Below are 14,836 nucleotides of genomic sequence, written 5' to 3'. Positions count from 1 at the left end.
GCGCGGAGATCTGCGATGCGATTTACTGACATATTTATAAAACGGCCTGTGCTGGCGATCTCGCTCAGCTTCCTGATCGCCTTGCTGGGCTTTCAGGCCATCTTCAAGATGCAGGTACGGGAATACCCCGAGGTGACCAACACGGTGATCACCGTCAGCACTGGCTACTATGGCGCCAGTTCTGATCTGATCCAGGGGTTCATCACCCAGCCGCTGGAACAGGCGGTCGCGCAAGCCGACAACATCGACTTCATGACCTCCTCCAGCCAGCTGGGTAGCTCCACCATCACTGCATACATGAAGCTCAATACCGACCCCAACGCCGCGCTGTCCGACATCCTGGCGAAGGTGAACTCGGTGCGCTCTCAGTTGCCGAAAGAGGCGGAAGACCCCTCGGTCACCTCCTCCACCGGTTCAACCACGGCGGTGCTCTACCTCGGCTTTACCAGCCCGGAGCTCAACTCCAGCCAGATCACCGACTATCTGGAGCGGGTTATCAAGCCGCAGCTCTTTACTGTCGGCGGGGTCTCCAAGGTTGACCTCTACGGCGGTGTCGAGTTTGCCCTGCGGGTATGGCTGGATCCGGCCAAGATGGCGGCCTTCAACCTGACTGCCAGCGACGTGATGACGGTGCTCAACAGCAACAACTATCAGTCCGCGACAGGTCAGGCGACCGGTTACTTCACCCTGTTCAATGGCAATGCCGAGACCCAGGTCAAGGATGTCGACGAGCTGAAGCGACTGGTGGTGGCTACCCGCGACGGCAAGGTGATCCGTCTGGCGGACATCGCCAAGGTAACCCTCGAGAAGAGTCACGATGTCTATCGTGCCAGCGCCAATGGTCGCGAAGCCGTGGTCATGGCGGTCAACGCCGCCCCGACAGCCAACCCCATCAACATCGCCCGCGATGTGCTGGCACTGCTGCCGAGCCTTGAGCGCAATATGCCGAGCACCATGCGTCTCAACGTGATGTATGACTCCACCGTGGCGATCAACGAGTCCATCCACGAGGTTATCAAGACCATCCTGGAGGCAGCCGCCATCGTTCTGGTGGTCATCACCCTGTTCCTCGGCTCGTTCCGCGCGGTCATCATCCCGATCATCACCATTCCGCTCAGTCTTATCGGCGTGGTGATGATGATGGATATGTTCGGCTTCTCGATAAACCTGATGACCCTGCTGGCGATGGTGCTGGCGATCGGTCTGGTGGTGGATGACGCCATCGTGGTGCTGGAGAACGTCGACCGCCATATCAAAGAAGGTGAAGAGCCGTTCCGGGCCGCCATTATCGGTACCCGTGAAATTGCGGTGCCGGTCATCGCCATGACGGTTACCCTGGCTGCGGTATACGCGCCTATCGCCCTGATGGGGGGCATCACCGGCTCCCTGTTCAAGGAGTTTGCCCTGACCCTGGCTGGCGCCGTGTTCGTCTCGGGCATCATCGCCCTGACCCTGTCACCGATGATGTGTTCCAAGATGCTCAAAGCCAACGAGCAGCCGGGCAAATTCGAGAGCACGGTCCACCACCTGCTGGAACGGATGACCGATCGCTACGACAGCATGCTGCACGCCGTGATGAAAAAGCGCCCCGTCATCGTGGTGTTCGCCGTCATCGTGTTCGCCAGCCTGCCGTTGCTGTTCAAGTTCATCCCGAGCGAACTGGCACCGTCAGAGGACAAGGGGGTAATGGCCGTGCTGGGTACCGCACCGTCCAACGCCAACCTGGACTACATCGAAAACACCATGGCGGATGTGAACAAGATCCTGGACGAGCAGCCCGAGATCGCCTTCTCCCAGGTCTTCTCAGGGGTGTTCAACGCCAACCAGGCGTTCGGTATCGCCTCCATGGTGCCCTGGAGTCAGCGTGAAGCGAGCCAGAAAGAGGTGCTGGATCGGGTCGCCAATCTGGTGAAAGACATCCCGGGTATGGCCATCACCACCTTCCAGTTCCCGGAACTACCGGGAGCATCGAGTGGTCTGCCGATCCAGTTCGTCATCACCACCCCGAACAGCTTCGAAAGCCTGTTCCTGGTGGCCGGTGAAATTCTGGCCGCGGCGCAGAGTAACGGTCAGTTCGTCTATTCGGATCTCGATCTGAACTACGACTCCGCCACCATGAAGATCCGCATCGACAAGGACAAGGCGGGTGCCTACGGCATCACCATGCAGGATATCGGTATCACCATGGGCACCATGATGGCGGACGGTTACGTCAACCGTATCGACCTGGATGGCCGCTCCTACGAGGTGATCCCGCAGGTCGAGCGCAAATACCGTCTCAATCCGGAGTCCATCAAGGGCTACTACGTGCGGGCCGCAGATGGCAAGTCGATCCCGCTCGGCAGCCTGATCACCATTGAAGTGGTTGGCGAGCCCCGCGCCCTGCCCCACTTCAACCAGCTGAACTCCGCCACTATCGGTGCCGTTCCGGCTCCGGGTGTGGCCATGGGTGATGCGATCAACTGGTTCCAGACCACCGCCGACGAGAAGCTGCCGCAAGGCTATCGTTACGACTTCATGGGTGAAGCCCGTCAGTTCGTCACCGAAGGCAATGCGCTCTATGCCACCTTCGCGCTGGCACTGGCGATCATCTTCCTGGTGCTGGCGATCCAGTTCGAGTCGGTGCGTGACCCGCTGGTCATCATGGTCTCTGTACCGCTCGCCATCAGCGGGGCCTTGATTGCCTTGGCTTGGGGACTGGCGACCATGAACATCTACTCCCAGGTGGGCCTCATCACCCTGGTGGGTCTGATTACCAAGCACGGCATCCTGATCTGTGAAGTAGCGAAGGAAGAGCAGCTGCTGCGCGGCATGAACCGGATGGAAGCCGTGATGCAAGCCGCCAAGGTGCGTCTGCGTCCGATCCTGATGACCACCGCCGCCATGATTGCCGGTCTGATCCCGCTGCTCTACGCCGCAGGCGCCGGTGCAGCACAACGATTCAGCATCGGTATCGTCATCGTGGCAGGCCTTGCCATCGGTACCCTGTTCACCCTGTTCGTACTGCCGGTGATCTACACCTATCTGGCTTCCGAGCACAAACCCTTGCCGGTATTCGATGAAACCATTCCGCCCAAGGCAAACGGCGGACACTGATCATCAATCACTTGCCAAGGCCCCGATACGGGGCCTTTTTTATGGTTCGCAGGAAAGACGACATAAGTCCATGAAGCAGTTAAACTAAAAAACACAACATCCAGACCGCAAGGACGCCATGTCAGGACTCATCTCCAAGACCGCCGAGGCCGTAGGCCGCAACGGACTCTCATACCGCCTGCTCTCCTATATTCTGGTGTGTAGTACCGTATTGGCGATGATCATTACGGTGCTGCAACTCGCCTGGGATTACCGCAAGGATGTCGCCGTCATCGAAGACAGCATCGGCCAGATCGAAGCCTCCTTTTTGCAACCTATTGCCGCCAGCTTGTGGAACCTCGATGAGGAGCAGGTCAAAGTGCAGATCGAAGGGATCATGAACCTGCCCAACATGCAGTTTGTGATGGTCAAGGAGATGCTCGGCAACTCCGAAGTGCCACTGTTGACCCAGGGAGTGGAACGGGAAAGCTATGACATCTCCCAGGAGTTCAATCTCACCTATCAGGGGGAAATTGTCGGCAAGCTGTTTGTCGCCGCGTCGCTGGAGCAGATTTACCAGCGTCTGATTGAGAAGTCAGTGCTGATCATGGTCAGCCAGACCATCAAGACCCTGGTGGTCTCATTTTGTATCCTGATCATCATTTACTATCTGGTGGTCAGGCACATCAACCGCATCGCCAACTACGCCCAGAAGTTCAACCTCGATCGGCTCGACATGGCGCTGGAGCTGGAAGGCCGCCCGCAGCCGCGCAAGAAACCCGACGAACTGGATACCCTGGTATCCACCCTCAACCAGATGCGCACCCGGCTACGTGACGAGCTGGTCGCTCGTCATCAGGCGGTGGAACAGCTGCAACAGGAGCGGGATTTCTCCGCCACCCTGATCAACTCCGCCAACATGGTCATCTGCTGCATGGAACCAGACTTGACCATCGCCAGCATCAACCCGGCAGCCATACTGCTGACCGGCTACCACCAGCAGGAGCTGTTGCAACACAACTGGCTGGATCTCTTTGTCAGCCCGGCGCAACGGGAAGAGCTGAACGATATTCTGGCGGCGGAAGGTTCACTGGCGGACAAAGAGGTCATCATGCATGACCAGCAGGCCCACGAGCTGGTGCTGCAGTGGACCTTCGTACCCTTCTATGAAGGGCCGAACCTCAAGTACCAGATCGGCTTCGGCTACGACATCACCCAGCTGAAAAAGGTCGAGCGGGAGATAATCCAGCTCAACGAGCAGCTGGAAGGAAAAGTGGTGGAGCGTACCCGCAGCCTGAGCGAAGCCAACAACCAGCTGGGCAAGGCGTACGACGACCTGAAACAAGCCCAGCAAACCCTGGTGGAGTCGGAGAAGATGGCCTCCCTCGGCTCGCTGGTGGCCGGGGTGGCACACGAGATCAATACCCCAATCGGCATCAGTGTGACCGCCTCCTCCTACCTGCAGGAACGGGTTGCCGATTTCAAATCTCATATAGAGTCAAAACAGCTGTCGCGTTCCTATCTCAACGAGTTCACCGTCAACCTCGACGAGTCGATGCAGCTGCTGCAGAGCAACCTGCGGCGCGCCTCCGAGCTGATTGCCAGCTTCAAGCAGGTGGCGGTCGACCAGTCATCGGAAGCACGCTACAACTTCAGCCTCGCCGACAACCTCCATCAGGTGGTGGTCTCGCTTGGCCACAAACTGAAGAAGAGCCAGTGCGAAGTGGATATCCAGTGCGATCCCAAGCTGTCTATATTCTCCTTCCCGGGCAGTTTTACCCAGATCTACTCGAACCTGATCCTCAACTCCATCAACCACGGGTTCGACAACTGGGACAAACCGAAGAAGATCACCATCAAGGTGGAACAGCAGGGAGAGGAGCTGTTTATCGACTATTCGGACAATGGCCGCGGCATCCCGCCCGAAATCTTGCCGCGCATCTTCGATCCCTTCGTCACCTCCAAGCGGGGTCAGGGTGGCAGCGGTCTGGGCACCCACATCATCTACAACCTGGTGGTGCAACTGCTGAAAGGCCGTATCAGCTGTGCCAGCGAACCGGGCCAGGGCGCCCAGTTCCATATTCGCCTGCCGATCCAACATAACTGAGTGCTGGCTCTTGTGAGCCAGCCGCTTTATCCCCATCATGCTGTGATTGCATTCTTAATGAGCGGAGAACCTCGCAATGGCACAGCATTTTGACTATATCGCCATCGGCGGCGGCAGCGGCGGTATTGCTTCTGCCAACCGGGCTGCCATGTACGGTAAGAAAGTTGCCCTGATTGAAGCCAAAGAGTTGGGTGGAACCTGCGTCAACGTAGGCTGCGTACCGAAGAAGGCTATGTGGTATGCAGGCCAGATCGCCGATGCCCTGAAATATGGCGCCGACTACGGCTTTGACACCACCCTCAACCACTTCAACTGGGCCAAGCTGGTCGAGTCCCGCCAGGCCTACATAGGCCGCATTCACCAGTCCTATCAGAACGTGCTGGGCAAGAACCAGATCACCGTCATCAAGGGCTTCGCCCGCTTCGTCAGCAGCAACACCATCGAGGTTAATGGCGAGCACTACACGGCCGATCATATCCTGATCGCTACCGGTGGCCGCCCGGAAATTCCGGCCATCCCGGGTGCCGAGCTGGGTATCGACTCCGACGGTTTCTTTGACCTGCAAAGCCAGCCCAAGCGGGTTGCCGTGGTTGGAGCTGGCTACATCGCAGTCGAGATCGCCGGGGTGATGCAGGCACTCGGCTCAGAGACCCATCTGGTGGTGCGCAAGCACGCACCGCTGCGCAACTTCGACCCCATGATCCACGAGACACTGGTCGAAATCATGGCGCAGGAAGGGCCCAAGCTGCACACCCACGCCATTCCCAAAGCCGTGCTCAAGAACGCTGACAACAGCCTGACCCTGCAACTGGAAGATGGCCGCCATCTCACCGTCGACTGCCTGATCTGGGCCATCGGCCGGGTACCGGCTACCGACAACCTCAATCTGGCTGCCGCTGGCATCACGCTGGACGAGAAGGGCTTTATCCCGACCGACAAGTTCCAGAACACCGCCGTCGCCAACATCTATGCAGTGGGTGACAACACGGGTCGCATCCAGCTCACCCCGGTGGCCGTCGCTGCGGGCCGTCGCCTCTCCGAACGGCTGTTCAACAACAAGCCGAACGAGCACCTCAACTACGATCTGGTACCGACCGTGGTGTTCAGCCACCCGCCCATCGGCACCATCGGCATGACCGAACCTGAAGCTATCGCCGAATACGGCGAGGACCAGGTGAAGGTCTACCGCAGCCAGTTCACCGCCATGTACTCGGCACTGACCCAGCATCGCCAGCCCACCCGGATGAAGCTGGTCTGTGTCGGCCCGGAAGAGAAGGTGGTCGGTCTGCATGGTATCGGCTTTGCCATGGACGAGATCCTGCAAGGCTTTGGCGTCGCCATGAAGATGGGGGCCACCAAGGCGGACTTCGACAACTGCGTTGCTATCCATCCGACCAGCGCGGAAGAGTTCGTCACTATGCGCTAAGGGCAGATGAAGTTGGCCTGTCACGAGCAGCCGGCGTCTACAGCCATGTAACCCCTTCACCCAAACCCGGCTCAGGCCGGGTTTTTTGATCACTCCTCGCCATTTCTCTCGCAAATCCGTCGTTCTTTACGCCGATTTTACGCCTGCCACATGGCGCTTTATGGCGCCTTTACGCCTGTTTTACATACCCTTTTCAGCGTCAATGACACCAACAGAGTCGATATGATCTTACATCGGCTCTCGCAGCTAATTATCTCAATGGAGTCGATATGAATTGGCTATATCTGCTGCTCGTCCTCGCCTTGATGGCCTATCTGATGCGCGCACTCACGCGCAGTCACGAGTGAGGGACTACCTATATGCAGCAAGAAATTATCTATCCGGTGGCCTTCGTGCTGCTGGTTCTGCTGCCGGCACCGCTGCTGGGCAACTACATCTACCGGGTATTTGAAGGCAAAATCCGCTGGTTGGCACCGGTCGAGCGCGCCACGCTGGCTTGCTGTGGCACCGATGGACGGGAGCAGGACTGGAAGTCCTACGCCCTCAGCCTGCTGGCCTTCAACGGCGCCGGTTTCGGTCTGCTGTTCCTGATCCTGATGGCGCAGGGGTTGCTGCCCCTCAACCCGCAACAACTGCCGGGTCTGAGCTGGCAACTGGCATTCAACACCGCGGTCAGCTTTATGACCAACACCAACTGGCAAGCCTATTCCGGTGAGGCCAGCCTCTCCTACTTCAGCCAGATGGTTGGGCTGACCACCCAGAACTTCGTCTCCGCAGGGACGGGCGCCGCCGTCGCCATTGCCCTGTTCCGCGGTATCGCTCGTCAGCAGACCATCAACCTTGGCAACTTCTGGCAGGATCTGGTGCGTTTCTGCCTCTATGTGCTGCTGCCCATCGCGCTGATCATGGCGCTGGTGCTGGTATGGCAAGGGGTGCCGCAAAGCCTGTCAGCCTATCTGCCGTTCCACGGTGTGGAAGGTCAGGAGCAGCTGCTGCCCCTCGGCCCGGCGGCCTCGCAGATCGCCATCAAGCAGCTGGGCTCCAACGGCGGCGGCTTCTTCGGCATCAACTCGGCGCATCCGTTCGAGAACCCGACAGCCCTCTCCAACTGGCTGGAGATGGTCGCCCTGCTCACCATCGCCGCCGCCATGGTCTTTACTCTGGGCCGCTATGTGAAGGACATGGCCCACAGCCGCGCCATTCTCGGTGCCATGACCCTCATGCTGGTGCTGGGGCTCTTCGTCTCCCTCTCACAGGAGCTGAAACCGGATCACACCCTCGCCCAGCTCACCACTGACGCCAGCAACATGGCTGGCAACTGGGAAGGCAAGGAGAGCCGCTTCGGCCCTGTGCTCTCCAGCATCTGGGAAGTGGCAACCACTGCAGCCTCCAACGGTGCCGTCAACGCCATGCACGACAGCTTTACTCCGCTCGGCGGCATGGTTGGCATGATCAACATGCTGCTGGGTGAGGTCATCTTCGGCGGGGTCGGCTCCGGTATCTACGGCATGATGCTGTTCGTGCTGCTGACCGTGTTCCTGTGCGGCCTGATGGTGGGACGCACCCCGACCTATCTGGGCAAACGCCTCGGCATCACCGAAATGAAGTGGGTCGTCGCCAGCATGCTGGTCATGCCGGTGGGGGTTTTGGTGATCGGTGGTGTCACCCTGCTGATGCCGGATGCCAGCACCATCATCGGCCATGATGGCCCGCACGGTCTGTCACGCCTCATTTATGCCTACGCCTCGGCTGCCGGCAACAACGGCTCCGCCTTCGCCGGTTTTGCCGCCGGTGACAACTGGCAGTGCATCGCCATCGGTCTGGCCATGCTGCTCGGTCGCTTCGGCTACATCATTCCGGTACTGGCCATCGCCGGTCAGCTGGCCCGCGCGCCCCGTCAGGAGACGAGCGAAGGGGACTTCCCCATCAGCGGCCCGCTGTTCGTTACCCTGCTGATCATCACCGTCCTGCTGATAGGTGGCCTCTCCTTCCTGCCGGTGCTGGCACTGGGCCCGGTGGCCGAACATCTGAGTCTGATCGGAGGAGCATTCTGATGAACCTGACCCTGTCGATCACCATCCGGATGCCAATGGCCAACTATCTGATGCTGGGAGCTTTCCAATGAGCAAGTCCACTGCAATGAGCACCGACACCATGTTGGTGAAGGGCAAAAAACAGAAATCACAGATCATCCAGGCAATGGTTGAGGCCCTCTATCGCTTCAATCCCAAGGCGCTGTTTGGCAGCCCTATCCTGTTCACCCTCTGGCTGGCCGCAGTCATGGCGACCGTGGAGTCCCTGCTGGGGCAGCCTTTCTCCGGCGTTGCTCCCTCACTGGCCTGGCAGCTGACCGCCTGGCTCTGGCTTACCCTATGGTTTGCCAACTTCGCGGAAACCCTGGCCGAGGGACGCGGCAAGGCCCGTGCCGATAGCCTGAAAGCGGGCATGAGCCAGCTCAAGGCCCGCCGGGTGGCGAATGCCAAAGATGGTCAGGGCGAATGGGTACCCGCCACCAGCCTGATGAAGGGGGATCTGGTGCTGGTACGCAGCGGCGAGATGATCCCGGCCGACGGTGAAGTAATCGCCGGCATCGCCTCGGTCAACGAGGCGGCCATCACCGGTGAATCCGCCCCCGTCATCCGCGAGTCAGGTACCGACCGCAGCGGCGTGACCGGCAACACGACGGTCGTCTCCGACGAGATCTGGGTGCGCGTCAGCAACAATCCGGGCGAGAGCACGCTGGATCGGATGATCGCACTGGTGGAAGGGGCCAAGCGCCAGAAGACCCCCAACGAGATGGCGCTGGATGCCCTGTTGGTGGGTCTGACCCTGATCTTCCTGCTGGTGGTCGCCACCCTGCCCTGGTTCCTCGACTACAACGGCACCCAGGTACCGCGTCTGTACCTGATCGCTCTCTTTATCACCCTGATCCCGACCACCATCGGCGGCCTACTCTCCGCCATCGGCATTGCCGGTATGGATCGACTGGTGAAGCTGAACGTCATCGCCAAGTCTGGCCGTGCCGTGGAAGCGGCCGGTGACGTGCGTACCCTGCTGCTGGACAAGACCGGCACCATCACCTTCGGTAACCGGATGGCCGACGAGTTGATCCCGGCACCGGGTGTCGACCCCGCCCTGCTGGCACAAGCCGCCATGCTGGCCTCGCTGGGTGACAACACCCCGGAGGGCAAATCCATCCTGACTCTGGCCAGCAAGAGCATGGCCAAGCCGAGCCAGCTGGAGAGCGACAAGGTGATCCCTTTCAGCGCCGAGACTCGCCTGAGCGGACTGGATCGCAACGGTCATCAATATCGCAAGGGTGCGGTGGATGCCGTGTTGAACTACCTCAGCCTCGACCGCAAGGCGGTGCCTGAGCTGGTGCTCAAGTCAGTCGACAGCATCGCCCGTCAGGGTGGGACTCCGCTGCTGGTCTGCACTCAGGAGAAACTGCTGGGGGTGGTCTACCTCAAGGACATCATCAAGCCCGGTATCAAGGCTCGCTTCCAGATCCTGCGCCATATGGGGATCCGTACCGTGATGATCACCGGAGACAACCCGAAAACCGCCGCCGCCATCGCCGCCGAAGCCGGGGTGGATGACTTCATCGCCGAAGCAACGCCGGAGAAGAAGCTCGCCTATATCCGTCAGGAGCAGGCCGATGGTCGTCTGGTTGCCATGTGCGGCGACGGTGCCAACGATGCGCCCGCACTGGCGCAGGCTGACGTGGGTCTGGCCATGAACGAGGGTACCCAGGCCGCCAAGGAGGCGGGCAACCTGGTGGATCTCGACTCCAACCCCACCAAGCTGCTGGACGTGGTGCTGGTCGGCAAACAGCTGCTGGTGACCCGTGGCGCCCTGACCACCTTCTCCATCGCCAACGACGTGGCCAAGTACTTTGCCATCCTGCCAGCCCTGTTCATCGCCGCCTACCCGCAACTGGGGGCACTGAACCTGATGCAGCTGGGCAGCCCGCAGAGCGCCATCCTGTCGGCCATCATCTTCAACGCCCTGATCATTGTGGCGCTGGTGCCGCTGGCGCTGCGTGGTGTCGACCTGAAAGGCTCGGCCGCCAGCCTGCTGCGCCGCAACCTGCTGATCTACGGTGTCGGCGGCCTGCTGGTGCCGTTTATCGGCATCAAGCTGATCGATCTGGTCATTACCGGCCTGGGTCTGGTGTAACGACATAAACCGGGATGCGGGACAGACCCGCATCCCCAGCCATCCATTTGGAGCAAGAGAATCATGATAGCAATCAGAACCCTGTTGACCCTGACCCTGCTGCTGGGAGTGGGTTATCCGCTGGCGGTCACCGGACTGGCCCAACTGCTCTTCCCCTGGCAGGCCAACGGCAGCCAGCTGACCGACAGCAAACAGCAACTCATCGGCAGCGCCCTGCTGGGGCAGAAATTCGAGCGGGCTGACTACTTCCATCCCCGTCCCTCCGCCAGCGATTTCAACACCATAGGCGGCAGCGCCAGCAATCTGGGGATGAGCTCACCGCTGCGGGCAGAGTTTGCCGAACAGGCAGCCAAGGCTCAGCCTGGAACCCGCTCCCCCGCCATGCTGACCCGCTCCGCCTCCGGCCTCGATCCCCACCTGCCGCTGGATGCGGTGCTGGCTCAGGTCGACCGCGTCGCCAAAGAACGTGGACTGGATCCCGCCCAACTGACGGAGCAGGTCAAGTCGGCCACACAAGCTGGTATCCTTGGCCCGCAGGTGGTCAACATTCTCCAGCTGAATCTGCAACTGGATCATAAAAAGGGCGCCTGATGGCGCCCATTCCGGTTTGGTGATGACCTCGATTTTCGCAACGGGCAGTTGGCTCGATAGGGATAACAATGGCTGATGTAGCAAGCGCTGACGCCCTGCTGACGAGTCTGATGCAGGAGCATGGGGATGCGTGATGAGGTAAGGGCCGACGCCCTGCTGGCAAGTCTGGAGCAAGAGCACAAGGGCAAGCTGAAGGTGTTTCTCGGCGCAGCTCCCGGCGTGGGAAAGACCTACGCCATGTTGCAGGCGGTGCGGGAACAGGCCAAGGAGGGGGTCGACATCCTGATCGGCGTGGTGGAGACCCACGGCCGTCAGGAGACCCTGGCTCTGCTCGACAAGCTCGCCATCATGCCGCGCAAGATCCACATGCACCGCCAGCAGCGACTGGAGGAGATGGATCTCGACGGCCTGCTCGCCCGCAAACCGGCCATTGCCGTGGTGGACGAGCTGGCCCACAGCAACGCCCCCGGCAGCCGCCACGAGAAGCGCTGGCAGGATGTGGAGGAGCTGCTCAACGCCGGGATCGACGTCTACACCACCCTCAACGTGCAGCATCTGGAGAGCCTCAACGATCTGGTGTGGCAGCTGACCGGGGTCAGGGTGAAAGAGACCCTGCCCGACCAGGTGCTGCTGGAAGCCGACAGTCTGGTGCTGATCGACCTGCCCCCCAAGGAGCTGCTCGGCCGCCTCAAGGAGGGCAAGGTCTATGTGCCCCATCAGGCCAAGGCTGCGTTGCAATCCTTCTTCTCCCTCAACAACCTCACCGCATTGCGGGAGCTGGCGATGCAGACCGCCGCCAGCCATGTGGAGGGCGATCTGCAACTACAGTGGCAGGCAGCAGGCAAGAGCACCTTGCCGTTGCGGGGCAAGCTGATGGTTTGCCTCGGTGACCTGCACGGCTCGGCGCTGGTGCGCTACGGCCACCGCTTTGCCCAGCGCCGTCAGCTCCCGTGGCTGGTGGTGCATGTCGACAGCAATGGCCGCCGCTCGGCCGATGTGGAGCAGGCGCTGGCGCTCGCCTCCCACCTCGGCGCCAAGGTGCTGACGCTATCCAGCCCGGCGGTCGCCAACACCCTGCTGGAGACCGCCGAACAGCAGCAGGTCTCCCAGCTGCTGCTCGGCAAACCCCACAAGGCACCGTGGCGCCGCTCGCTGGTGCAGCACCTGCTCAAGCAGGCACAGGGGCTCGAAATCACGCTGGTCGATACCGAGAAGCAGAAGCCCGAAGTGGGGATGCGCGTCCCGACCCCGAAGGATATTCACCACAGCCTGCTGGCGTTGACCATCATGGGGATCACCTCGGCCGCCGCCTGGGGGCTCTCCTACTGGCTGCCCCCCGCAGCGTTACCGCTCATCTTCGTGCTGGGGGTGCTGGCGACGGCCCTCACCACCAGTCTGGTACCCGCCACGCTGGCGGCTGTGCTGGGCTTTATCGCCCACAATCTGCTCTTCACCGCCCCCTACTTCTCCCTGAGCGTCGCCAACCACAGCGACCTGCTCACCCTGTTTGTGCTGCTTATCGTCGGCATGACGGCGGGGCGGCTCGCCTCCCGTCAGCGCCAGCAGTTGATCGGTCTGAGAGAGACCCAGCAGCTGGGCAATGCCCTGCTCTCCCTCAGTCAGGGGCTGGCCACCGCCAGCAGCCCGGAGGAGGTGCTCAGACAAGGGGCACAAGCGATCTCGCTGGCACTGGGCCAGCCGACCGTGGTGATCGACAAGGAGTTCAACGATCGGCTCGGCAACGAGAAGCACAGGCCCGGCCAGACCGACAAGGCGGCCATCGACTGGTGTCTGGCCCAGAAGCAGAGCGCCGGGGCCCACACCGCCACCCTCAATGCCGCCGAGGCCCAGTATCATCATCTCAGCGACGATCTGGTGATCGGTATAACGCTGGCCAATCCGCTCTCCTCCTCTGCCGAGCATCAGCTGCAGGCGCTGCTCACCGATATTCGCGCCGCGCTGGCGCGGATCGACCTCAACGAGCGGCTGGCCGACAGCCAGTTGCAGGCGGAGACCGACCGGATGCGCGCAGCCCTGCTCTCCTCGGTCTCCCACGATTTGAAGACCCCCTTGGCGACCATCATGGGGGCAGGCAGCACTCTGCTGGAATATGGTGACCGGATCCCCGCCGAAGACCGCGACGAACTGCTCCACTCGGTGCAGGAGGAGGCTCGCCGCCTGCACAGCTATGTGCAGAATCTGCTGGATATGACCCGCATCGGCTCCCCCGACTTCCAGCTGAAACGGGACTGGGTCGATCTGGCAGATCTGGTGGAGAGCGCCCGCAAGCGGCTCGACTCCTCCTGGCGCCAGCACAAGCTGCTGGTACACATCGATCAGCATGTGCCCCAGCTCTATGTGCATGGCGCCCTGATCGAGCAGGTGCTGGTCAACATCCTCGACAACGCCTCCCGCTACTCGCCGGCAGGCACCCCCATCGAGTTCAAGGTGATGGTGGCCGAACCCGACCTCATCATCGATATCATCGATATCGGGGTCGGTATCGCCGAATCGGATCGGGAGAAGATCTTCAACCTCTTCTACACCCAACCGGTGGGTGATTGCGGCAGCCGTGGCACTGGGCTTGGCCTCGCCATTTCCCGCGCTATGATAGAGGCCCACGGCGGCAAGATTTGGGCCTTCTCCGGCCCCAATGGCAACGGTACCTGCATGCGCATCTCCCTGCCGCTCGCACTCAATTCACCGGAGGTCTGATGGTTGACCGCCAGATCGGGTCACTCAGCCCCTCCCACCATTCGCCTCTGGAGGTTCGATGGCGCACATTCTGGTCATAGATGATGAAGCGGCGATCCGTCGCTTTCTGCGGATCAGCCTGATTGCCGAGGGGCATCAGGTGAGTGAGGCGGTGGGGGTCAATGAAGGGCTGGAGCAGTATCGCCACCTCAACCCCGATCTGGTGATCCTCGATCTCGGTCTGCCGGATGGCGATGGCATTCAGGTGTTGCAGGCCATTCGCGAACACCACCCCAATCCGGTGCTGGTGTTGTCGGCCCGTGATTCGGAGCAGGAGAAGGTGCGACTGCTGGATGCCGGTGCCAACGACTACATGAGCAAGCCGTTCGGCATCGGCGAGATGATGGCCCGCATCCGTGTGCTGTTGCGCCAGCGGGCTGGCGTCAGCAGCGGCGAGCGGCGCCACTTCCCCCAATGCGGCCTGACGCTTGATGTCAGCAGCCACAAGGTGACCATGAAGGAGGAGGAGATCCCCCTATCCCGCAAGGAGTTCGCCCTGTTGCAGGCGCTGGTGTGCCACCCCGGCAAGCTGGTGATGCAGACCCAGCTGCTCAACGACATCTGGGGGCCGAGCCACAAGGAAGACACCCACTACCTGCGCATCGTCATCGCCAGTCTGCGCAAAAAGCTGGGGGATAACCCCCAGCAACCGATGCTTATCGAGACCGAATCAGGTATCGGCTACCGCTTTATCGGCAACTGAC

8 protein-coding genes are annotated in these 14,836 nt (G+C 60.9%); all 8 read left to right on the top strand.

The features are described from left to right. The first annotated feature begins 15 nt into the window (after positions 1-15). The 8 genes from G5533_RS16450 (at position 16) to G5533_RS16415 (ending at position 14,835) form a co-directional block, all read left to right on the top strand. A complete protein-coding gene (locus G5533_RS16450; RefSeq protein WP_216952542.1) occupies positions 16-3,096 on the top strand; it encodes a multidrug efflux RND transporter permease subunit in 3,081 nt (1,026 codons plus the stop codon). 118 nt (positions 3,097-3,214) lie between these two features. Beyond that, the gene (locus G5533_RS16445) at positions 3,215-5,182 is read left to right on the top strand and encodes an ATP-binding protein (protein ID WP_245148451.1); all 1,968 of its coding nucleotides are present in this window, start codon (positions 3,215-3,217) and stop codon (positions 5,180-5,182) included. A gap of 76 nt (positions 5,183-5,258) precedes the next feature. Then, on the top strand, positions 5,259-6,608 hold the full coding sequence (gene gorA / locus G5533_RS16440) for a glutathione-disulfide reductase (protein ID WP_100652171.1): 1,350 nt from the start codon (positions 5,259-5,261) through the stop codon (positions 6,606-6,608). A 359-nt stretch (positions 6,609-6,967) separates the two neighbouring features. Next, the gene (gene kdpA, locus G5533_RS16435; protein ID WP_421255568.1) at positions 6,968-8,662 is read left to right on the top strand and encodes a potassium-transporting ATPase subunit KdpA; all 1,695 of its coding nucleotides are present in this window, start codon (positions 6,968-6,970) and stop codon (positions 8,660-8,662) included. Positions 8,663-8,729: 67 nt separating this feature from the next. Next, positions 8,730-10,787, top strand: coding sequence for a potassium-transporting ATPase subunit KdpB (gene kdpB, locus G5533_RS16430; RefSeq protein WP_005355771.1), 2,058 nt, complete (start codon positions 8,730-8,732; stop codon positions 10,785-10,787). Positions 10,788-10,850: 63 nt separating this feature from the next. Beyond that, on the top strand, positions 10,851-11,378 hold the full coding sequence (locus G5533_RS16425; RefSeq protein ID WP_019446835.1) for a potassium-transporting ATPase subunit C: 528 nt from the start codon (positions 10,851-10,853) through the stop codon (positions 11,376-11,378). A gap of 126 nt (positions 11,379-11,504) precedes the next feature. After that, positions 11,505-14,093 carry an ATP-binding protein gene (locus G5533_RS16420; protein WP_421255569.1) on the top strand — a complete coding sequence of 863 codons (2,589 nt, stop codon included), beginning with the start codon at positions 11,505-11,507 and terminating at the stop codon, positions 14,091-14,093. Positions 14,094-14,151: 58 nt separating this feature from the next. After that, positions 14,152-14,835 (top strand): response regulator, encoded by a 684-nt coding sequence (locus tag G5533_RS16415; protein ID WP_245133351.1) that lies wholly within the window; start codon positions 14,152-14,154, stop codon positions 14,833-14,835. The last annotated feature ends 1 nt before the right edge of the window (position 14,836 follow it).

Source organism: Aeromonas sp. A600620, assembly GCF_029479985.1.
In the GTDB taxonomy this organism is placed as follows: domain Bacteria; phylum Pseudomonadota; class Gammaproteobacteria; order Enterobacterales; family Aeromonadaceae; genus Aeromonas; species Aeromonas veronii_A.
The sequence above is the reverse complement of the archived record's forward strand: the minus strand, read 5'-3'. Positions and strand labels throughout refer to the sequence as shown.